This window comes from Pseudomonas putida (assembly GCF_002741075.1).
Lineage (GTDB): Bacteria > Pseudomonadota > Gammaproteobacteria > Pseudomonadales > Pseudomonadaceae > Aquipseudomonas > Aquipseudomonas putida_T.
In genome coordinates this window covers 4,333,852-4,353,706 of the sequence record NZ_CP016634.1, presented here as the reverse complement: position 1 = coordinate 4,353,706, position 19,855 = coordinate 4,333,852, and the positions used below count along the sequence as shown (strand labels likewise).

At 63.4% G+C, this 19,855-nt stretch carries 19 protein-coding genes; 10 read left to right on the top strand and 9 right to left on the bottom strand.

Annotation, left to right across the window (positions count from 1 at the left end):
- The first annotated feature begins 4 nt into the window (after positions 1 to 4).
- Positions 5 to 724, top strand: a complete 720-nt coding sequence (gene pcaH, locus IEC33019_RS20365) for a protocatechuate 3,4-dioxygenase subunit beta (protein ID WP_070092771.1) — start codon at positions 5 to 7, stop codon at positions 722 to 724.
- 11 nt (positions 725 to 735) lie between these two features.
- Positions 736 to 1,341: a protocatechuate 3,4-dioxygenase subunit alpha gene (gene pcaG, locus IEC33019_RS20360; protein ID WP_070092770.1), complete on the top strand. Its 606-nt coding sequence runs from the start codon at positions 736 to 738 to the stop codon at positions 1,339 to 1,341.
- A 32-nt stretch (positions 1,342 to 1,373) separates the two neighbouring features.
- Here the strand turns inward: pcaG and IEC33019_RS20355 are convergent, their stop codons facing one another.
- The 5 genes from IEC33019_RS20355 to IEC33019_RS20335 all read right to left on the bottom strand — a co-directional run bounded on the left by IEC33019_RS20355 (position 1,374) and on the right by IEC33019_RS20335 (position 6,730).
- Entirely contained in the window at positions 1,374 to 1,811 is a 438-nt protein-coding gene (locus IEC33019_RS20355) for a cupin domain-containing protein (protein WP_070092769.1), read from the bottom strand.
- 103 nt (positions 1,812 to 1,914) lie between these two features.
- Positions 1,915 to 2,820, bottom strand: coding sequence for a LysR family transcriptional regulator (locus IEC33019_RS20350; RefSeq protein ID WP_070092768.1), 906 nt, complete (start codon positions 2,818 to 2,820; stop codon positions 1,915 to 1,917).
- Positions 2,821 to 2,878: 58 nt separating this feature from the next.
- Positions 2,879 to 3,964, bottom strand: coding sequence for a tRNA (uridine(54)-C5)-methyltransferase TrmA (gene trmA / locus IEC33019_RS20345; protein WP_070092767.1), 1,086 nt, complete (start codon positions 3,962 to 3,964; stop codon positions 2,879 to 2,881).
- Positions 3,961 to 5,256, bottom strand: coding sequence for an NCS2 family permease (locus IEC33019_RS20340; RefSeq protein ID WP_070092766.1), 1,296 nt, complete (start codon positions 5,254 to 5,256; stop codon positions 3,961 to 3,963). The genes trmA and IEC33019_RS20340 overlap by 4 nt, the downstream gene beginning before the upstream one ends.
- Positions 5,257 to 5,509: 253 nt before the next feature.
- Complete coding sequence (locus IEC33019_RS20335) at positions 5,510 to 6,730, bottom strand: MFS transporter (RefSeq protein ID WP_070092765.1); 1,221 nt, start codon at positions 6,728 to 6,730, stop codon at positions 5,510 to 5,512.
- 343 nt (positions 6,731 to 7,073) lie between these two features.
- Here IEC33019_RS20335 and IEC33019_RS20330 point away from each other — a divergent pair, with 343 nt between their 5' ends.
- The 3 genes from IEC33019_RS20330 to IEC33019_RS20320 are packed head-to-tail and all read left to right on the top strand — an operon-like array spanning position 7,074 to position 9,673.
- Positions 7,074 to 8,510: a cytochrome ubiquinol oxidase subunit I gene (locus tag IEC33019_RS20330; protein WP_070092764.1), complete on the top strand. Its 1,437-nt coding sequence runs from the start codon at positions 7,074 to 7,076 to the stop codon at positions 8,508 to 8,510.
- Between the two features lie 3 nt (positions 8,511 to 8,513).
- Entirely contained in the window at positions 8,514 to 9,521 is a 1,008-nt protein-coding gene (gene cydB / locus IEC33019_RS20325) for a cytochrome d ubiquinol oxidase subunit II (RefSeq protein ID WP_070092763.1), read from the top strand.
- 11 nt (positions 9,522 to 9,532) lie between these two features.
- Positions 9,533 to 9,673, top strand: coding sequence for a DUF2474 domain-containing protein (locus tag IEC33019_RS20320; protein WP_043208419.1), 141 nt, complete (start codon positions 9,533 to 9,535; stop codon positions 9,671 to 9,673).
- Between the two features lie 31 nt (positions 9,674 to 9,704).
- On the opposite strand, the gene IEC33019_RS20315 is transcribed toward IEC33019_RS20320, so the two are convergent.
- On the bottom strand, positions 9,705 to 10,829 hold the full coding sequence (locus IEC33019_RS20315) for a methyltransferase (RefSeq protein ID WP_070092762.1): 1,125 nt from the start codon (positions 10,827 to 10,829) through the stop codon (positions 9,705 to 9,707).
- A gap of 169 nt (positions 10,830 to 10,998) precedes the next feature.
- On the opposite strand from IEC33019_RS20315, the gene IEC33019_RS20310 reads away from it, so the two are divergent.
- A complete protein-coding gene (locus tag IEC33019_RS20310; RefSeq protein ID WP_070092761.1) occupies positions 10,999 to 11,775 on the top strand; it encodes a ferredoxin--NADP reductase in 777 nt (258 codons plus the stop codon).
- Between the two features lie 121 nt (positions 11,776 to 11,896).
- Here IEC33019_RS20310 and mscL read toward each other — a convergent pair whose 3' ends face one another.
- Positions 11,897 to 12,307, bottom strand: coding sequence for a large-conductance mechanosensitive channel protein MscL (mscL, locus tag IEC33019_RS20305; protein ID WP_070092760.1), 411 nt, complete (start codon positions 12,305 to 12,307; stop codon positions 11,897 to 11,899).
- Positions 12,308 to 12,482: 175 nt separating this feature from the next.
- Here mscL and radA point away from each other — a divergent pair, with 175 nt between their 5' ends.
- Positions 12,483 to 13,850 (top strand): DNA repair protein RadA, encoded by a 1,368-nt coding sequence (radA, locus tag IEC33019_RS20300; protein ID WP_043208425.1) that lies wholly within the window; start codon positions 12,483 to 12,485, stop codon positions 13,848 to 13,850.
- A 186-nt stretch (positions 13,851 to 14,036) separates the two neighbouring features.
- On the opposite strand, the gene IEC33019_RS20295 is transcribed toward radA, so the two are convergent.
- Positions 14,037 to 15,554, bottom strand: a complete 1,518-nt coding sequence (locus IEC33019_RS20295) for a nucleobase:cation symporter-2 family protein (RefSeq protein WP_070092759.1) — start codon at positions 15,552 to 15,554, stop codon at positions 14,037 to 14,039.
- A gap of 261 nt (positions 15,555 to 15,815) precedes the next feature.
- Positions 15,816 to 16,181 (bottom strand): PilZ domain-containing protein, encoded by a 366-nt coding sequence (locus IEC33019_RS20290; protein WP_070092758.1) that lies wholly within the window; start codon positions 16,179 to 16,181, stop codon positions 15,816 to 15,818.
- Positions 16,182 to 16,350: 169 nt separating this feature from the next.
- Here IEC33019_RS20290 and IEC33019_RS20285 point away from each other — a divergent pair, with 169 nt between their 5' ends.
- The 3 genes from IEC33019_RS20285 to yjiA all read left to right on the top strand — a co-directional run bounded on the left by IEC33019_RS20285 (position 16,351) and on the right by yjiA (position 19,814).
- Entirely contained in the window at positions 16,351 to 18,417 is a 2,067-nt protein-coding gene (locus IEC33019_RS20285) for a carbon starvation CstA family protein (RefSeq protein WP_070092757.1), read from the top strand.
- An 18-nt stretch (positions 18,418 to 18,435) separates the two neighbouring features.
- Positions 18,436 to 18,633, top strand: coding sequence for a YbdD/YjiX family protein (locus tag IEC33019_RS20280; RefSeq protein WP_008094130.1), 198 nt, complete (start codon positions 18,436 to 18,438; stop codon positions 18,631 to 18,633).
- 197 nt (positions 18,634 to 18,830) lie between these two features.
- Positions 18,831 to 19,814 carry a GTPase gene (gene yjiA, locus IEC33019_RS20275; RefSeq protein ID WP_070092756.1) on the top strand — a complete coding sequence of 328 codons (984 nt, stop codon included), beginning with the start codon at positions 18,831 to 18,833 and terminating at the stop codon, positions 19,812 to 19,814.
- The last annotated feature ends 41 nt before the right edge of the window (positions 19,815 to 19,855 follow it).

The following is a 19,855-nucleotide window of genomic DNA, read 5'->3' as shown; positions in this document are numbered from 1 at the left end:
CGGCATGCCCGCCCAGGACACCAGCCGCTTCGTGATCCGTGATCGCAACTGGCACCCCAAGGCCTTCACGCCCGACTACAAGACCTCCGTGGCCCGTTCGCCACGCCAGGCATTGGTCAGCATCCCGCAGTCGATCAGTGAAAGCACCGGGCCGGACTTTTCCCATCTGGGCTTCGGCCCTCACGACAATGATCTGTTGCTCAACTTCAACCACGGTGGTCTGCCGATTGGTGAGCGCATCATCGTCGCAGGCCGAGTGGTCGACCAGTATGGCCAGCCGGTGCCCGACACCCTGGTGGAAATGTGGCAAGCCAATGCCGGCGGCCGCTACCGGCACAAGAACGATCGCTACCTGGCCCCGCTGGACCCGAACTTCGGCGGTGTCGGCCGCAGCCTGACCGACCGTGATGGCTATTACAGCTTCCGCACCATCAAGCCTGGCCCTTACCCATGGCGCAATGGCCCCAATGACTGGCGCCCGGCGCATATCCATGTGTCGGTCAGCGGCCCGTCGATCGCCACCCGGTTGATCACCCAGCTGTACTTCGAGGGTGACCCGCTGATCCCGCTGTGCCCGATCGTCAAGTCGATCGCCAACCCTGATGCCGTGCAGCGGCTGATCGCCAAGCTCGACATGAATAACGCCAACCCGATGGACTGCCTGGCGTACCGCTTTGACATCGTGCTGCGCGGCCAGCGCAAGACGCACTTCGAAAACTGCTGAGGAACCCCGTCATGCCTATCGAACTGCTGCCGGAAACCCCTTCGCAGACTGCCGGCCCCTACGTGCACATCGGCCTGGCCCTGGAAGCGGCCGGCAACCCCACCCGTGATCAGGAGATCTGGAATCGCTTGGCCAAACCGGACGCGTTGGGCGAGCACATCCTGCTGATCGGTCATGTGTACGACGGCAACGGGCACCTGGTGCGTGACTCGTTCCTGGAGTTCTGGCAGGCCGATGCCAACGGTGAATACCAGGATCAGTATCACCACGAGAACCCCTTCAACAGCTTTGGTCGCACCGCCACCACCTTCGATGCCGGCGAATGGACCCTGCACACGGTCAAGCCAGGTGTGGTGAGCAATGCCGCAGGCGTGCCCATGGCACCGCACATCAACATCAGTCTGTTCGCGCGGGGGATCAACATCCACCTGCATACGCGCTTGTACTTCGATGATGAAGGCGAGGCCAACGCCAAGTGTCCGGTGCTCAACCTGATCGAGCAGCCGCAGCGGCGTGAGACGTTGATCGCCCGACGTTGCGAGGTGGATGGGAAGACGGCGTATCGCTTCGATATCCGTATTCAGGGGGAAGGGGAGACGGTGTTCTTCGACTTCTGAGTGAATCGGGGCCGCGTCGCGGCCCCAGACGCTTAGCCTTTGGCTGGAACCAGGTCGAATGCATCGGCCTGGTACTGGAACAACAGGCAATCGGCAACTGCGGTGCAACCGCTCTGATGCACCAGCTTGGCAGGCAGTTGGTAGTAGGCGCCCGCCGGGTACTCGGTGCGCTTGCCATCGATCACCGCATAGAATGTGCCGCTGAGCACCACTGTCGGCAGGGTCTGGCTGTGCATATGCAGGCCGTTGTCGGTGCCTTTGCGGAACTTCACGAAGGCCGAGTAGGGGCCGTTGCCGAACAGCTCACCTTCGACATTGGCAAAGCTCACCACGCCTTGGGTTCCTGGCACGTCCTGCCATTTCAGGGTGGTACTGTCAGGGACCGAGACCAGCCTATCGTTGGCGGCAAGAGCCGCGCCGGCCAGGGTGACCAAGGTCAGACCGGTGAACAGCGCGTGCAGTGCTTTCATGGGGTGACTCCTTCGCGTGATGGGTGTGAGGCGAAGGTTAATCAATCTGTTTTCGCACAAATACATTATTCAATGTTCATGACTTGTGCTCTTTGTGCACAGGTCAGTCTTGCCAGCGCGGTTGGGCGTAGTACGCCTGTACATAATCGAGCAGGGCACGGACCTTGGGAGCCAGGTAACGGCTTTGGGGGTATACGGCATAGAGGGTGCGTGGGGGCAGTGACCATTGCGCGAGCACCGGCACCAATCGCCCATCACGCAGGGCGTCATGAACGATGAAGCGATCGAAGCTGGCGATGCCCAGGCCTCCGATGGCGGCGGCGCGCAAGGCCATGGGCGAGTTGGCGCTCAGGCGCGAAGGCATCAGGACCTGGCGCTGCTCGTCATTGGCGCCAGTGAGCAACAGCCGTTGTGGGTGCAGCAGTTGGCTGTAGCCGAGCAGCGGGTGGGCGGCGAGTGCGTCGGGTGTGCTGGGTGTGCCATGGCGCTGGAGGTAGGCTGGCGCGGCGACCAGCACGACGTCGCTGGTCGCCAGTCTGCGTGCCACTAGGCTGGAGTCGGGTAGGTGGTCGGTGACCCGTAGGCAGACATCGGTTTCTTCCGCTAGCAAGTCGACGAAGCGGTCTGTGCAGTTGAGCTCGATCTGCAGGCGCTCATGGCGTTCGACGAAGTCTGGCAACCATCGCCCCAGCTCCAGTTCGCCAAAGGCGGTGGACACGCTCAAGCGCAAAGTGCCGGTCGGTTGTTGCTGGTGCTCGGACAACTCCAGGGCCATGGCCTGCATCTGTTCGAGGATCTGCACGCAGTGACGATAGAACAGCCCCCCGGCTTCTGTCAGGTGCAGCCGGCGCGTGGTTCGGGTGAGCAGTTGCGTGCCGAGCTGGCGCTCGAGATTCTTCACCTGGCGTGACAGTACGGTGTGGGACACGCCGGCCTGGACGGCGGCGGCGCTGAAACTGCCGAGGTCGACGACCCGGCGAAAGGTCTGCATGGCGCTCAACTGGTCCATTGGCACATCGCTCCTTGCTGCCAGTGGCGGGGCCAGGGCGACCCCGCCATTGCGCGGATCAGCGTCGAACCAGCAGTACGCCGCTTTCCATGTGGTGGGTGTACGGGAACTGGTCGAACAGCGCGCAACGCTCGATGCGGTGGGTGTCCTGCAACTGGGCGATGTTGGCCGCCAGTGTCTCGGGGTTGCACGAGATGTACAGGATCCGCTCGAAGCGGCGGGTCAGTTCGCAGGTGTCGGGGTCCATGCCGGCGCGCGGCGGGTCGACGAACACCGTGCCGAAGTCGTAGCTTTTCAGGTCGATGCCTTCCAGGCGACGGAACGGACGCACCTCGTTCAGCGCCTGGGTCAGCTCTTCGGCCGACAGGCGCACCAGACGCACGTTGTCCACTCCGTTCTCATCCAGGTTGCTCAGCGCGGCATTGACCGATGTCTTGCTGATTTCGGTCGCCAGCACCTGGCGCACGCGGGTGGCCAACGGCAGGGTGAAGTTGCCGTTGCCGCAATAGAGCTCCAGCAGATCATCCTCACGATCGCCGATGGCCTCGAAGGCCCAGCTCAGCATCTTCTGGTTCACCGCGCCGTTGGGCTGGGTGAAGGCGCCTTCGGGCTGGCGATAGCTGAATACGCGGCCAGCCACATCCAGTTTTTCCACGGCATAGTCGCGACCGATGACCAGGCGCTTGCCCTTGGAGCGGCCGATGATGCTGACGCCCAGGTCCTCGGACAATTGCCGTGCAGCGGCTTCCCAGGCCTCATCGAGCGGGCGGTGGTAGCACAGGGTGATCATGGCATCGCCGGCCAGGGTGGTGAGGAACTCCACCTGGAAGAGGCGGTTACCCAGCTCCTCGCTGGCCTGCCAGGCGGCCTTCAGGCGCGGCATCAGGGCGTTGATCTGTTCGCTCGCGATGGGGAAATCGTCGATCAGGATCGCCTGGTGTTTCTCGCCCGGGGCGAACATCGCGTAGTGGCGCTGGCCCTCCTCGCGCCACAGGCGAAACTCGGCGCGCAGGCGATAGTGCTCGCGTGGCGAGTCGAAGACGGCCGGCTCCGGCGCGCCGAACGGCGCCAGCAGTTCACGCAGCCGGGCGACTTTGCCCTCAAGCTGCGTGGAATAGGCGGAAGGGTCGAAAACAGCACTCATGCGTTGAACCAGCCCAGCTTGATGACGAACAGGATGGAAAGGATCACCAGCGCCGAGTTCAGGTCGCGGTAGCGGCCGGAGATCAGCTTGATGGCGGTCCAGGTGATGAAGCCGAAGGCGATGCCGTTGGCGATCGAGTAGGTCAGCGGCATGGCCAGGGCGGTGACCACCACCGGCGCGGCTTCGGTGACGTCGTCCCAGTTTATTTCCGCCAGGCCCGAGGCCATCAGCACCGCGACGAACAGCAGCGCGGGCGCGGTGGCGAAGGCCGGTACGCTACCGGCCAATGGCGCGAAGAACAGCGCCAGCAGGAACAGGATCGCGACCACGATGGCGGTCAGGCCCGTGCGGCCGCCGGCGCTCACGCCCGCGGCGGATTCGATGTAGCTGGTGGTGGTCGAGGTGCCCAGCAGCGAGCCGGCCATGGCGGCGGTGCTGTCGGCGATCAGGGCCCGGCCCATCTTCGGCATGTGGCCGTCCTTGCCCATCAGGCCGGCGCGCTTGGCCACGCCGATCAAGGTGCCGGAGTTGTCGAACAGGTCGACGAACAGGAAGGCAAAGATCACGCTGATCAGGCCGACGTCCAGGGCGCCCTTGATGTCCAGTTGCAGGAAGGTCGGCGCCAGCGAGGGCGGCATGGACACCACGCCACCGAACGGCGTCACGCCCATCAGGATCGAGGCCAGGGTCACCGCCAAAATGCCGATCAGCACGGCGCCGCGGACTTTCATGGCCTCCAGGGCCACGATCAGGAAGAAGCCCAGGGTCGCCAGGATCGGTGCGGGTTGCTTGAGGTCGCCCAAGCCTACCAGGGTGGCCGGGTTGTCCACGACGATACCTGCGTTGTGCAGGGCGATCAGCGCCAGGAACAGCCCGATGCCGGCGGCGATGGCCGAGCGCAGCGGCAGTGGAATGCTGTTAACGATCCATTCGCGGATGCGGAAGATCGACAGCAGGAAGAACAGCACCGCCGAGAGGAAGACCGCGCCCAGGGCCACCTGCCAGGTGTGGCCCATGTGCAGGACCACGGTGTAGGTGAAGAAGGCGTTCAGGCCCATGCCCGGTGCCAGGGCGATGGGGTAGTTGGCGATCAGGCCCATGGTCACCGAGCCGATGGCGGCGGCAAGGCACGTGGCGACGAAGATCGCGCCTTTGTCCATGCCGGTCTCGCCGAGGATGCTCGGGTTGACGAACAGGATGTAGGCCATGGCCAGGAAGGTGGTGACGCCCGCGAGAATCTCGGTGCGCACGTTGGTGTTGTGTGCGTTTAGTTGAAACAGCCTTTCCAGCATGCCCGCTCCCCAAGGCGCCCCCGGCGCCGCGATTGAATCGTCCCCAATCAGCAAAGCACAGACCGTCGACGATGCCTGCATTTGTGTGGGGCGCAAAAAAGCCGCGCATCATACCAGCATGGGTGGCAAGGGCCTATGGCCGGTGGGAAGCTGCTGACTGTGCCTGCCCGTTCGGGGGTAAACGCACCCACATGAACGGCGCAAGTCTCAAGAGCGACGCAATCCCGGTGGGGTTTACCCGCGAACGGTGGTTTCAGTCGCCGTGCAGCTTGTCGCGCTTGGCCAAGGTCGGGAACAACTTCATCCAGGCCCCGGTCACCACCAATGTGCCCACACCACCGAGCACCACCGCCGGCACGGTGCCGAACCAGTGCGCCGTCACCCCGGACTCGAATTCACCCAACTGGTTCGAGGCACCGATGAACAGCCCGTTCACCGCACTGACCCGTCCGCGCATCTCATCCGGCGTCTCCAGCTGCACGAAGGCGCCGCGGATGACCATGCTGATCATGTCCGCCGCGCCCAGTACCACCAGCACCGCGAGGGAGAACCAGAACGAGGTCGACAGACCGAAAGCGATGGTGGCCACGCCGAACACACCGACGGCGGTGAACATGGTCAGGCCCACTTTGCGCTCCACCGGAAAACGCGCCAGCCACAGGGACATCAGCAGCGCCCCCACCGCTGGTGCCGAGCGCAGCAGACCCAGGCCCCAGGCGCCGGTCAGCAGGATGTCCTTGGCGAACACCGGCAACAAGGCCGTGGCGCCGCCAAGCAGCACGGCGAACAAGTCCAGGGAGATCGCGCCGAAGATGTCCGGGCGGCTGCGGATGAAGCGGATCCCGGCCAGCAGGGACTCCAGGCTGGCGCGTCCGCGCTGGGCGACCTGTTGGCGGGCATCGAGGCTCAGGGTGAGCAGGCAGGCGATGACGTAGAGCGCCACGGTCGGTCCGTACACCCAGATGCTGCCAAAGGCATAGAGAAAGCCACCCACGGCCGGAGCGACGATGGTCGCCGCCTGGGTCGCCGATGCCGAGGCCGCCACGGCGCGGGGAAACAGACTTGGAGGCACCACGTTAGGCAGCAGTGCCTGGGTGGCGGGCATTTCGAAGGAACGGGTGGCGCCAAGCAGGAAGGCCAGCACGAAGATCAGTTCGCGGCTGACGTTGTCGGTGGCACTGCCCATGGCCAGCGCCAGGGCGATCAGTGCCTGCAGACTCTGGCACAGGGCGGCGACACGGCGCCGGTCATAGCGGTCGGCGACGTGGCCGGTGTGCAGCATGAACAGCACCCGCGGGGCAAACTCCACCAGTCCCACCAGGCCCAGGTCCAGGACGTTGCCGGTCAACTGGTAGAGGTGCCAGCCGATGGCGACGGTGAGCATCTGGAAGCCGCTGGCGGTGAACACACGGGCCAGCCAGAACGCCAGGAAGGGGCGATGCTGGCGCAGCATAAGCGGGGTGGAATCGGACATCTCGGTGAGCCTTGACCTCGGTACGGGGAGGCGCTGCAGGGTATCACCTGTTTGTAACAAACGGTTGCTGTTTGCCGAGACAGGCAGCTTTTTCACGCCCCTTCAAGACGGTGGGACAACCGGTCACGCGGCAATCAACCACACGGCTCGGCGGCGCATTCGGGTCTATGCTTGCCAGCAGTCGTTGACTTGGGTCAATCGTTCCAAATGCAACGATCTGGCCATTGGCCGCAATCCCTGCGATCGAACAGAACAATTCCACAACAGCGCACTCGATAACCGTGGGGGCAGTGGGCGTCAGGGTCACGAGCCCGAACGCCGGATTACCTGAAGAGGAAGCACTATGTTCGGTTTAGAGGCCTTGGAGCTCGCCCGAATCCAGTTTGCGTTTACCGTATCCTTTCATATCCTGTTCCCGGCCATCACCATTGGCCTGGCGAGCTACCTGGCGGTTCTTGAGGGCCTCTGGCTCAGGACCGGCAACAACACCTACCGTGACCTCTACCACTTCTGGTCCAAGATCTTTGCCGTCAACTTCGGCATGGGTGTGGTCTCAGGCCTGGTCATGGCGTATCAGTTCGGCACCAACTGGAGCCGTTTCTCTGACTTTGCGGGCGCAATCACCGGCCCCTTGCTGACCTACGAAGTGCTCACGGCCTTCTTCCTCGAGGCGGGCTTCCTGGGCGTCATGCTGTTTGGCTGGAACCGCGTCGGTCGAGGCCTGCACTTCTTCTCCACGGTCATGGTGGCGCTCGGGACGCTGGTCTCGACGTTCTGGATCCTGGCCTCCAACAGCTGGATGCAGACGCCCCAGGGCCACGAGATCATCGATGGTCGGGTGGTCCCGGTGGACTGGCTGGCGGTGATATTCAACCCGTCCTTCCCCTTCCGCCTGATGCACATGGCCACTGCCGCGTTCGTCTCCACGGCCTTCTTCGTCGGCGCCTCGGCCGCCTGGCACCTGCTGCGCGGGCGGGACAACCCGGCGGTGCGCAAGATGCTGTCGATGGCCATGTGGATGGCGCTGATCGTCGCGCCGATTCAGGCGGTGATCGGTGACTTCCATGGTTTGAATACCCTCAAGCACCAGCCTGTGAAGATCGCCGCTATCGAAGGCCATTGGGAAAACAAGCCCGGTGAGCCGACGCCGCTGATCCTGTTCGGCATCCCGGACATGAAGGCCGAGACCACCCACTTCAAGATCGAGATCCCGGCGCTCGGCAGCCTGATCCTGACCCACAGTCTGGACAAGCAGGTCCCGGCGATGAAGGAGTTCCCGCCCGAAGACCGTCCCAACTCGACCATCGTGTTCTGGTCGTTCCGGGTCATGGTCGGCCTGGGCCTTCTGATGATCGCCGTCGGTTTCTGGAGCCTGTGGCTGCGCAAGCGCGGCACGTTGTATAGCTCGCGGCCATTCCTGCACCTGGTGCTGTGGATGGGGCCGTCGGGGTTGATCGCGCTGCTGGCCGGCTGGTTCACCACTGAAATCGGCCGTCAACCTTGGGTGGTCTATGGCCTGATGCGCACCGCCGATGGGGTTTCCAACCACAGCTACGGTCAGTTGGGCCTGACATTGGTGATCTTCGTGGTGGTCTACTTCGCGCTGTTCGGCACCGGCCTTGGCTACATGATGCGCCTGGTGCGCAAAGGGCCGAAGACCGGCGAGGGCGATGAGCACAATCCTGGCGGGCCTGGCCAGCAACGCACGCCGGCGCGGCCGCTGTCCGCCGCCGATGAAGGCCATCAGGCCGATTCCGCCAGTCTGAGCAAGGGGAACTGAGCCATGGGTATCGACCTTCCGTTGATCTGGGCCGTGATCATCATCTTCGGTGTGATGATGTACGTAGTGATGGACGGCTTCGACCTGGGGATCGGCATGCTCTTCCCCTTCGTCAAGGCAGAGCGTGACCGTGATGTGATGATGAACACCGTGGCCCCCGTATGGGACGGCAACGAGACTTGGCTGGTGCTGGGGGGCGCGGGGTTGTTCGGTGCCTTCCCGATGGCCTACTCGGTGGTGCTCGAAGCGCTGTACCTGCCGCTGATCCTGATGTTGGTGGGGTTGATCTTCCGGGGTGTGGCGTTCGAATTCCGCTTCAAGGCCACGGCGCAGAAGCGCCACCTCTGGGACAAGGCGTTCATCTGGGGTTCGCTGGTGGCGACCTTCTTCCAGGGCGTGGCCCTGGGGGCCTTCATCGAAGGTTTCAAAGTGGTCGACCGCCACTATGCCGGCGGGGCGTTCGACTGGTTGACCCCGTTCAGCCTGTTCTCCGGGGTAGGCCTGATCGTGGCCTACAGCCTGCTTGGTTGCACCTGGCTGATCATGAAGACCGAAGGCCCGCTGCAACAGCAGATGCATGACCTGGGGCGGCCCCTGGCGCTGGTGCTGCTGGCGGTGATCGGTATCGTCAGCCTGTGGACGCCGCTGGCCTATCCGCAGATCGCCGACCGCTGGTTCAGCATGCCCAACCTGATCTGGTTCATGCCGGTGCCGATCCTGGTGTTGGTGACCTTCTACGGCCTGTTGCGGGCGGTGGCGCGCAATGCGCACTACACCCCGTTCCTGCTGACGCTGGTGCTGATCTTCCTGGGTTACAGCGGCTTGGGCATAAGCCTTTGGCCGAACATCATCCCGCCGTCGATCTCCATCTGGGATGCCGCGGCACCGCCACAGAGCCAGGGCTTCATGCTGGTGGGGACGTTGTTCATCCTGCCGTTCATCCTGGGATACACCTTCTGGAGCTACTACGTGTTCCGCGGCAAGGTGACCCATGACCAGGGCTATCACTAGGAGGACGGGTGATGATGGCTGAACAGAAGAAGCCCTTGTGGCAGCGTCTGGGCTGGCTGGTGCTGATCTGGGCGGGCAGCGTGGCCGCCCTCGGCGTGGTGGCCTGGCTGATGCGGATGTTCATGAGTGCGGCGGGGTTGAGCACTCATTGAACCCTGGGGCCGCAAGGCGGCCCCGATCAGGTTACTTGCGGGCCTTGAGAATCACGAACTTCGGCGTCGCCGCTACTTGCTCGACCCCTCGGAACAACCGCCCCAGCTTGCTGTGATAGCCCAGGTGGCGGTTGCCGACGATGTACAGCGCCCCACCCACGACCAACGCCTCACGGGCCTGCTGGAACATGCGCCAGGCTAGGAAATCTCCTACGACCTGCTGCTGGTGGAACGGCGGGTTGCACAGCACCACGTCCAGCGACTGTTTCTCCAGCCCCGCCAGACCATCGGCGGCGCGGATTTCCACATCCCGCTCACCCAGGGCCGCCTGCCAGTTCTCGCGGGCCGACTGCACCGCCATGTACGACTCGTCGACCAGCGTGTAATGGGCCTCGGGGTTGGCCAGCGCGCTGGCGATCGCCAGCACACCATTGCCGCAGCCAAGGTCCGCGACGCGGGCCTGGCCCAGGTTGCGCGGTAGGTGCGGGAGGAAGGCGCGGGTGCCGATGTCCAGCCCTTCGCGGCAGAACACATTGGCGTGGTTGATCAGCTCCAGGGCCGGAGCCTCCAGGCGATAACGGGTAGGGTAGGGCGATTGGGCGCTCGGGCGCTCGGCAGCGGTGGCGGTCAACAGCCGGGCCTTCTTCTGCGCCAGCGACGCCTGAACCGGACCGATGTACTTCTCCATCAGGTCACCTGCCGCGCGTGGCAGGTGCTTGATCATGGCGCCTGCGATCACCTCGGCGCCAGGGGCCAGGTGGCCTTGCAGGCGAATCAGTTGTTCTTCAAGCAAGGCCAGGGTCTTGGGCACGCGCACCAGCACCCGGTCGAACGTCCCTTGCCAGGTCTCGCTGGCCGGCACGAAGGGCACGCTGTCGAACGGCTTGCCGTTGCGCGCGAGGTTCTTCTCCAGCGCCACGCGGCCCAGGTGCGAGTCGCCGCTGCTGACGACCGGCAACTGGCCCGCCAGGCTGGTGGCCAGGGCGCCGAAGCTGTCGTTGAGCACCAGTACCCGGCAATCGGCGGCAGGCGCCTGGCTGGCCAGGTGCTCCAGCAGGTACTGGTCGGCGGCGTCGAAGGCTTGCAAGGGGTCGTTGGCCTGATCCGGCTGGCGGATCAGGTCAAGTTCGGCGAAGGGGCTGGTCAGCAGGGGCATGGCGTAGGGCTCGGGTACCAATCTGTTCGACGCAGGCCACGTCGAGCTTCAAAGGCGCGATTCTACAGGGCTTTGCCGTCCGCTTGTACGATGGAGGCCCTACAAACCATCGGTGTTCATCCCTGGCGCTTTGGGCGACACTGGGCGCACCTGCCCGATGGAGTCCGTCATGACCGCCAGCGCCGACAAATTCACCCGTCAGACCCTGCTCGAGGTCCAGCCGCTCACCTCCAGCCTGTTCACTCTGCGGGTCACCCGCGATCCAGGCTTTCGCTTCCGCTCCGGGCAGTTCGCGCGCCTGGGCGTGACCAAGGCCGACGGCAGCGTGGTATGGCGGGCGTACTCGATGGTCAGCGCGCCCCATGACGAGTTTCTCGACTTCTTTTCCATCGTCGTGCCGGGGGGCGAGTTCACCAGCGAGTTGAGCCGTCTGGGTGAGGGCGATACCTTGCTGATCGACCGCCAGGCCTTCGGCTACCTGACCCTCGACCGCTTCGTTGGCGGCCGCGACCTGTGGTTGCTGGCGACAGGCACCGGCATCGCGCCGTTCATGTCGATCCTTCAGGACTTCGAAGCCTGGGAGCGTTTCGAGCACATCAAGCTGGTGTATTCGGTGCGCGAAGCGAAGGAGCTGGCCTATCTGGACCTGATTGCAGGCCTCGAGCAACGTGAGTACCTGGCGGAATTCGCGGGCAAGCTGCAGTTCATTCCGGTGGTCACCCGTGAGGCGTATCCGGGTGCGCTCAATGCGCGGATCACCACGCTGATCGAAAACGGTGAGCTGGAAAAGGCGGCGGGGCTGGCGCTGTCGCCGGAGCATTCACGCATCATGCTGTGCGGCAACCCGGACATGATCGATGACACGCGCAAGGTCCTGAAGGCGCGGGACCTGCAGTTGAGCCTGAGCAAGCGGCCAGGGCAGGTGGCGGTGGAGAACTACTGGTAAACGCCGTGGGTAAACCCGCCCCCACAGGTCGGCGCTGGCCCCGGTGGGGGCGGGTTCACCCGCGAAGAGGATGCCACGGAGCAGGAGGGTTACGCTTGCCTGCTCCCGGCGGGCCCTTGTGTCACTGCCGATTCTGCGCCTTGAGCAGGTCGCGGATCTCGGTCAGCAGGGTTTCCTCGGCGCTCGGCACAGGCGGTGCGCTCGGCGCCACGGCCTCTTCACGCTTGAGGCGATTGATCGCCTTGATGCCCATGAAGATGGCGAAGGCGACGATCAGGAAGTCGATCACCGTCTGGATGAACTTGCCGTAGGCCAGCACTACCGCCGGCACGTCACCTTCGGCGGCCTTGAGGGTGATGGCCAGGTCGCTGAAGTCCACGCCGCCAATCAACAGGCCCAGCGGTGGCATGACCACGTCGCCGACGAAGGACGATACGATCTTGCCAAAGGCCGCTCCGATGATGATACCGACTGCCATGTCGACGACATTTCCCTTGACCGCGAAGGCCTTGAATTCACTGAGCATGCCCATGGTTTATTCCTTGTAACAAATGGAGAGGTAAATCGCAGTGTAAGCCAGCAATGCGCTTCATGCGTTGCATCGCGATTACAGACTTCGCTTAGAGCGAATAGTTTTGTCGCCCCTGAGCGCGTTCGAGACACGTCCGGCTCGGCTATCATGGCGATTTTTCCAGGAGACTGAGCCCATGGCCAAGGCCAAGCGCTTGTATGGCTGCACCGAGTGCGGCGCAACCTTTCCCAAATGGGCAGGCCAGTGCGGCGAATGCGGGGCCTGGAACACCCTGGTCGAAACCATGATCGAAAGCGGTGGCGCCGCGGCGCCGGCCGGGCGTACCGGCTGGGCTGGGCAACAGGCGCAGATCAAGACCCTGGCCGAAGTCAGCGTCGAGGAAATCCCGCGCTTTACCACCAGCAGCACCGAACTCGACCGAGTGCTCGGCGGCGGCCTGGTGGATGGCTCGGTGGTGCTCATCGGCGGCGACCCTGGTATCGGCAAGTCGACCATCCTCCTGCAGACCCTGTGCAACATCGCCACCCGCATGCCGGCCCTGTATGTCACCGGGGAGGAGTCCCAGCAGCAGGTGGCCATGCGCTCACGGCGCCTGGGCCTGCCCCAGGAACAGCTCAAGGTGATGACCGAGACCTGCATCGAGACGATCATCGCCACCGCACGGGTGGAAAAGCCCCGGGTCATGGTCATCGACTCGATCCAGACCATCTTCACCGAGCAGTTGCAGTCGGCCCCCGGCGGCGTCGCCCAGGTGCGCGAGAGCACGGCATTGTTGGTGCGTTATGCCAAGCAGAGCGGTACGGCGATCTTCCTGGTGGGGCACGTCACCAAGGAGGGCTCGCTGGCCGGGCCGCGGGTGCTGGAGCACATGGTCGACACCGTGCTGTATTTCGAAGGCGAGTCCGATGGCCGCCTGCGCCTGCTGCGGGCGGTGAAGAACCGCTTCGGCGCCGTCAACGAACTGGGCGTGTTCGGCATGACCGACCGAGGACTCAAGGAGGTCTCCAACCCGTCGGCGATCTTCCTCAACCGCACCCAGGAGGAGGTTCCCGGCAGCGTGGTCATGGCCACCTGGGAGGGCACCCGGCCGATGCTGGTGGAAGTCCAGGCGTTGGTGGACGACAGCCACCTGGCCAACCCTCGCCGGGTCACCCTGGGGCTGGACCAGAACCGCCTGGCCATGCTGCTGGCGGTGTTGCACCGCCATGGCGGCATTCCCACCCATGATCAGGACGTGTTCCTCAACGTGGTGGGCGGGGTGAAGGTGCTGGAGACGGCGTCGGACCTGGCGCTGCTCGCAGCGGTGATGTCCAGCCTGCGCAACCGCCCGCTGGCCCATGGGTTGCTGGTGTTCGGCGAGATCGGCTTGTCTGGCGAAGTACGCCCTGTACCCAGTGGTCAGGAGCGCCTCAAGGAAGCTGCCAAGCATGGTTTCAAGCGCGCGATCGTGCCCAAGGGCAATGCGCCGAAGGAGGCGCCGGCAGGTTTGCAGGTCATTGCGGTGACGCGCCTTGAGCAGGCGCTGGATGCGTTGTTCGAGTGACATCGCAGCGGCCCTTTCGCGGGTAAACCCGCTTCCACAGGTACCGCGCCGCTACTGAGAGTGCTGGAGAACCTGTCGGAGCGGGTTGCCCGCGAACAAAGCGCCGCGGCATCGGGCCAGTTCAGAACAAAGAAAAAGGGGAGCCGACGATGCGCATCGGCTCCCCTCGATCACCTCTACGGGCGATCAGTGCTCGGCTAACGCTTTGCGCCGGGGCGCTTGGTTGCCATCTTCGTCGATTTCCATCACGGGCACTTCGTTGCCTTCGGCGTCGAACAGCTTGCCATCTTTAAAGTAGTCGCCATCACGCAGGCACGAGATGTCCGAGTACTGGATGGTGCGTTCGTAGGCGGCGGCGAACACCGACTGTTGGTCCGAATTGCCGGTCTTGACGTGGTTGAACAGCAGGTTCAGCAGGATGGCCATGATCGCTGCGGAACTGATGCCCGAGTGGAAGATGGTTTCGAACCAGCTCGGGAAGTTGTGGTAGAAGGTCGGCGCAGCGATCGGGATCATGCCGAAGCCCAGGGAGGCGGCGACGATGATCAGGTTGACGTTGTTCTTGTAGTTGACCGTCGACAGGGTGCGGATGCCGCTGGCTGCCACGGTGCCGAACAGCACGATGCCGGCGCCACCCAGTACCGGGGTAGGTACTGCGGCGATGATGCGACCCATGATCGGCAGCAGACCCAGGACCACCAGAATCACACCACCGGTGGCCACCACGTAGCGGCTCTTGACCCCGGTCACGGCCACCAGACCGACGTTCTGGGCGAAGGCGCTCTGGGTGAAGGAGCCGAAGATCGGCGCCAGGATGCTTGAGGCCATGTCGGCGCGCAGGCCGTTGCCCAGACGCTTGGAGTCGACCTTGGTGTCGATGATCTCACCCACGGCGAGGATGTCTGCCGAGGTTTCCACCAGGGTCACCATGATCACGATGCACATCGACAGGATCGCGGCGATGTGGAAGGTCGGCATGCCGAAATGGAACGGAGTGGGGAAGGCGAAGATCGGGCCTTCGGTGACCTTGCTGAAGTCGGTCATGCCCAGCGACCAGGCGATCAGGGTGCCGATGACCATGGCCAGCAGGATTGACAGACGCGAGATGGTCGCGCTGCCCAGCTTGCTCAGCACCAGGACGATGGCGAAGGTCAGTGCCGCCAAGCCGATGTTGGCCACGCTGCCGAACTCCGGTGAGGCACTGTTGCCGCCCATGACCCAGCGTGCGGCGACAGGCATCAGGGTGAGGCCGATGGTGGTGATGACGATACCGGTCACCAGCGGCGGGAAGAACTTGGTGATGCGCGAGAACACCGGGGTAATGAGAAAGCCAATGAACGACGCTGCCATCACCGCACCGAGCACCCCCGGCAGACCGCCGCCATCCTGGCTGCTGAGAATGGCGCCCATGGTTGCCACGCCTGCGAACGAAACCCCTTGTACCAGCGGTAGCTGGCAGCCGAAGAACGGCAGGCCGAGGGTTTGCAACAAGGTTGCCAGTCCGCCGGCAAACAACGACGCGGCGATCAGGATACCGATCTCCGCAGGTGCCAGGCCTGCTGCCTGGCCGAGGATCAGGGGTACGGCAACGATGCCCCCATACATGGTCAATACGTGCTGCAGACCATAAGCCAAGTTGGCACCAAGCCCGAGGTTTTCGTCTTCGGGACGTTTGGTGGGAGACGTGCTAGGGGACGTAGTCATGGAGCAGGCTCACTTGTTTATTGTTGTGCCGCTACTGTAGACAATTCCTACAAACAAATACCACATGAATTGTATACAAGTTTTTGATTGGAGCACGAGCACAGGTAACCGCCACGTGCGGTTCATCTCAATGCAGGTTGTGTTCCAAAGTGTCAGAGGCGGTGCTAGAGGGGTGTGAGCACCCTGTCCACCCCACAGCAGAAAGCTGTCTGGGTAGACAGGAAACACGAGAAGGCTAGAAGGTTAGCAAGCTAAGAGATATCAATATTCGATGAGTTCGCGCAGCTCGCGCATCATTTCGGTGCTGTCGGCCACATTCAGCTCTACAAGACGGTGCAAATGGCTCATCGAATCGATATCGATATAAAGGCAGATGAAGCCCAGGCGCGTGGGCTCTTCATGGCGCAGTTCGACCTGCATGCGCACGTGGTTGTGTGGGTCCAGGTGGATGATGGCATCGAAATCCTGGGTCAGGTCGGCATCCCAAGGTTCTGGCCTCTCGATCAACAAGCCCTTGAGCGAGAGGTCCAGCAGCTTTACCGGCCAGCGTTTGAGGCCCTGGCGCAGTTCGGTGGGGGCGTCGAAGTCAATGCGCAGGAAACGGCGGCGTTCGTCGTGTTCGCTCATGGGGCAGGCCCTCCGGGGAGACTTCCTGACTATAGTTGATTGTGTATGTCCTACCGGTGCCGAAATCGGGCCGCAGAGGCTCTAGACCAAAGCAAGTGTGGCAATGCGCGATGACACGCCCTAGACTCGATGGGCGGTCTTTTTCCAATCCACCAGCTGGAAGTAAACCATGAACAACAATAATAGCCTGCTACGCCACATTCCGTGGCTGGCGCTGGCAGTCATAGGAGCCTGTGCGCTGGGTGTGGTCGCCCTGCGTCGTGGCGAGGCGATCAACGCCTTGTGGATCGTGGTCGCGGCAGTGGCCATCTACCTGGTCGCCTATCGTTACTACAGCCTGTTCATCGCCACCAAGGTGATGCAGCTCGACCCCCGTCGGGCCACACCGGCGGTGCTCAACAACGATGGCCTGGATTACGTCCCGACCAACAAACACATTCTATTCGGTCACCATTTCGCGGCCATCGCCGGCGCGGGCCCCCTGGTCGGCCCAGTGCTTGCCGCACAGATGGGCTACCTGCCCGGCACGCTCTGGCTGATCGCAGGCGTCGTGCTGGCCGGTGCGGTGCAGGACTTCATGATCCTGTTCCTGTCCACACGCCGTAACGGCCGTTCCCTGGGGGACATGGTCCGTGAGGAAATGGGCCGCATCCCCGGCACCATCGCCCTGTTCGGCTGCTTCCTGATCATGATCATCATCCTCGCGGTGCTGGCGCTGATCGTGGTCAAGGCCCTGGCCGAGAGCCCATGGGGCATGTTCACGGTGATGGCGACCATCCCGATCGCGATGTTCATGGGCGTGTACATGCGCTACATCCGCCCGGGCCGCATTGGTGAGATCTCGATCATCGGTGTGGTCCTGCTGCTGCTGTCGATCTGGCTGGGGGGCCAGGTGGCGGCGGATCCGGTCTGGGGCCCGGCGTTCACTTTCACTGGCGTGCAGATCACCTGGATGCTGGTCGGTTATGGCTTCGTGGCTGCCGTGCTGCCTGTGTGGCTGGTGCTTGCGCCGCGTGACTACCTGTCGACCTTCCTCAAGATCGGCACCATCGTGGGCCTGGCCATCGGTATCCTGATCATCGCGCCGGAACTGAAGATGCCGGCCCTGACCCAGTTCACCGACGGCACCGGCCCTGTCTGGAAGGGCACCCTGTTCCCGTTCCTGTTCATTACCATCGCCTGTGGCGCGGTGTCCGGCTTCCACGCGCTGATCTCCTCGGGGACCACGCCCAAGCTGCTGGACAACGAAGTCAACGCCCGCTACATCGGCTATGGCGGCATGCTGATGGAATCGTTCGTCGCCATCATGGCCATGGTCGCCGCCTCGGTGATCGAGCCGGGTGTGTACTTCGCCATGAACAGCCCGGCCGCAGTGGTCGGTGCTGACGTCGTGTCGGTCGCCCAGACGGTCAGCAGCTGGGGCTTCATGATCACCCCCGAGCAGCTAGAGGCCACTGCCCGTGACATCGGCGAGCATACTGTCCTGGCCCGTGCCGGTGGTGCGCCGACCCTGGCAGTGGGGATCGCCCAGATCCTGCACCAGGTGCTGCCGGGTGATAACACCATGGCGTTCTGGTACCACTTCGCGATCCTGTTCGAAGCACTGTTCATCCTCACCGCGGTGGACGCCGGTACCCGTGCCGGTCGCTTCATGCTGCAGGACCTGCTGGGCAGCTTCGTTCCGGCCCTCAAGCGTACCGACTCGTGGGGCGCCAACCTGCTGGGCACCGCAGGCTGCGTGGCTTTGTGGGGCTACCTGTTGTACCAGGGCGTGATCGATCCGCTTGGGGGCATCAATACCCTGTGGCCGCTGTTCGGCATCTCCAACCAGATGCTGGCCGGTATCGCCCTGATGCTCGGCACCGTGGTGCTGATCAAGATGAAGCGCCAGCAGTACGTGTGGGTCACCCTGCTGCCAGCCGCCTGGCTGCTGATCTGCACCACCGCCGCAGGCCTGATCAAACTGTTCGATCCGAACCCGGCAGTGGGCTTCCTGGCGCTGGCCAACAAGTACAGCGTCGCCCTGGACGCAGGCCAGGTACTGGCGCCGGCCAAGGATATCGGCCAGATGCAGCACGTGATCTACAACGCCTACACCAACGCGGGCCTGACCGTGCTGTTCCTGGTGGTAGTGTTCAGCGTGCTGATCTTCGCCATCAAGGTCGGCATCGCCGCCTTGGGCCGCAAGGAGCGCAGCGACAAGGAAACTCCATTCCAGGCTTTGCCTGACGCGTAACCGAAGAGGAATGCAGTGATGTTCAACGACCTGGGTCGACTGGGTAAGTACCTGGGACAGGCGGCCCGCCTGATGGTCGGCATGCCTGACTACGACAACTATGTCGAGCACATGCAGACCAAGCACCCGGACAAGCCGGTGATGAGCTACGAGGCGTTCTTCCGCGAACGCCAGGAGGCCCGTTACGGTGGCAAGTCCGGCCCCAAGTGCTGTTGACGCCGCAATCCCTGGGAGGCCGGGCCGCCGGCCTCCCCTGAACATCACGCTTTTCATTGATTGGCAGAACCTGTGGGCGCGGGATTACCCGCGAATACGTCGGTGAGTTCACTGATGTCTTCGCGAGGTGAACTCGCTCCCACAGGTTTCTTGCTTGCGGCCTTGCGCAATTCTTATCAGCTTCAGGAGACGACTGCGTGCAAACGCCTATTCCCGTGACGGTGCTGACCGGCTTTCTCGGCGCCGGCAAGACCACCCTGCTCAAGCACATGCTCAAGGCCGAGCATGGCTTGAAGATCGCCGTGATCGAGAACGAGTTCAGCGAAGCGGGCATCGACAGTCAGCTGCTCGGTGACGAGCCGGTACAGGTCATGACCCTGGCCAACGGCTGCGTGTGCTGCACCATCCATACCGACCTGACCAAGGCCTTGTACCTGCTGCTCGAACGCCTGGATGCCGGCGAAATCGCTTTCGACCGCCTGGTGATCGAATGCACGGGCCTGGCCGACCCTGCGCCGGTGGCGCAGACCTTCTTCATCGACGAAGACCTGCGCGAGCGCTATCTGCTGGACGGCATCATCACGCTGGTCGATGCGGCCCACGCCGAAGTGCATCTCACCCAGGCCATCGCCCAGGCCCAGGTGGGTTTCGCTGATCGCCTGTTGCTGAGCAAGACCGATCTGGTCGAACCCGAGGCGGTGGAGGCTTTGACGGCGCGTCTTTCCCGCATCAATGGCCGTGCTGCGGTCCGTGAGGTCGATCACGGTCGCATCGATCTGGCCGAACTGCTCGATGTGCGCGGCTTCAACCTCAACACCGACCTGGGGAGCAACCTCAAGCCCGCCCTGCGGCCCGTGCTCCAGCCCGCCACCGCAGATCGCATCGCCACCTTGGTATTGCGCACTCACACCCCGCTGGACATCGACCGCCTCAGCGACTTCATGAACGAGCTGCTGGAGAGTCACGGCAAGCAACTGCTGCGTTACAAAGGCGTGCTGAACATCGCCGGCGAAGACCGTCGCCTGGTGTTCCAGGGCGTGCTCAAGCTGTATGGCTTCGACTGGGATGCCGAGTGGGCCGAAGGCGAGGCGCGCGAAAGCGTCATGGTGTTCATTGCCGATGAACTGCCGGAAGAGAAGATTCGGGCGGGGTTCGAGGCGTTGAGTCGCGTACCGCAATGAACGAGATCAGAGCCCGGGCCTCCGCTTGACCTGGGCCTTAG

Bases quoted from the DNA above. Each gene is read 5' to 3' on its own strand.
- pcaH (WP_070092771.1), top strand. From the start codon at position 5: ATGCCCGCCCAGGACACCAGCCGCTTCGTGATCCGTGATCGCAACTGG.
- pcaG (WP_070092770.1), top strand. From the start codon at position 736: ATGCCTATCGAACTGCTGCCGGAAACCCCTTCGCAGACTGCCGGCCCC.
- IEC33019_RS20355 (WP_070092769.1), bottom strand. From the start codon at position 1,811: ATGAAAGCACTGCACGCGCTGTTCACCGGTCTGACCTTGGTCACCCTG.
- IEC33019_RS20350 (WP_070092768.1), bottom strand. From the start codon at position 2,820: ATGGACCAGTTGAGCGCCATGCAGACCTTTCGCCGGGTCGTCGACCTC.
- trmA (WP_070092767.1), bottom strand. From the start codon at position 3,964: ATGAGTGCTGTTTTCGACCCTTCCGCCTATTCCACGCAGCTTGAGGGC.
- IEC33019_RS20340 (WP_070092766.1), bottom strand. From the start codon at position 5,256: ATGCTGGAAAGGCTGTTTCAACTAAACGCACACAACACCAACGTGCGC.
- IEC33019_RS20335 (WP_070092765.1), bottom strand. From the start codon at position 6,730: ATGTCCGATTCCACCCCGCTTATGCTGCGCCAGCATCGCCCCTTCCTG.
- IEC33019_RS20330 (WP_070092764.1), top strand. From the start codon at position 7,074: ATGTTCGGTTTAGAGGCCTTGGAGCTCGCCCGAATCCAGTTTGCGTTT.
- cydB (WP_070092763.1), top strand. From the start codon at position 8,514: ATGGGTATCGACCTTCCGTTGATCTGGGCCGTGATCATCATCTTCGGT.
- IEC33019_RS20320 (WP_043208419.1), top strand. From the start codon at position 9,533: ATGATGGCTGAACAGAAGAAGCCCTTGTGGCAGCGTCTGGGCTGGCTG.
- IEC33019_RS20315 (WP_070092762.1), bottom strand. From the start codon at position 10,829: ATGCCCCTGCTGACCAGCCCCTTCGCCGAACTTGACCTGATCCGCCAG.
- IEC33019_RS20310 (WP_070092761.1), top strand. From the start codon at position 10,999: ATGACCGCCAGCGCCGACAAATTCACCCGTCAGACCCTGCTCGAGGTC.
- mscL (WP_070092760.1), bottom strand. From the start codon at position 12,307: ATGGGCATGCTCAGTGAATTCAAGGCCTTCGCGGTCAAGGGAAATGTC.
- radA (WP_043208425.1), top strand. From the start codon at position 12,483: ATGGCCAAGGCCAAGCGCTTGTATGGCTGCACCGAGTGCGGCGCAACC.
- IEC33019_RS20295 (WP_070092759.1), bottom strand. From the start codon at position 15,554: ATGACTACGTCCCCTAGCACGTCTCCCACCAAACGTCCCGAAGACGAA.
- IEC33019_RS20290 (WP_070092758.1), bottom strand. From the start codon at position 16,181: ATGAGCGAACACGACGAACGCCGCCGTTTCCTGCGCATTGACTTCGAC.
- IEC33019_RS20285 (WP_070092757.1), top strand. From the start codon at position 16,351: ATGAACAACAATAATAGCCTGCTACGCCACATTCCGTGGCTGGCGCTG.
- IEC33019_RS20280 (WP_008094130.1), top strand. From the start codon at position 18,436: ATGTTCAACGACCTGGGTCGACTGGGTAAGTACCTGGGACAGGCGGCC.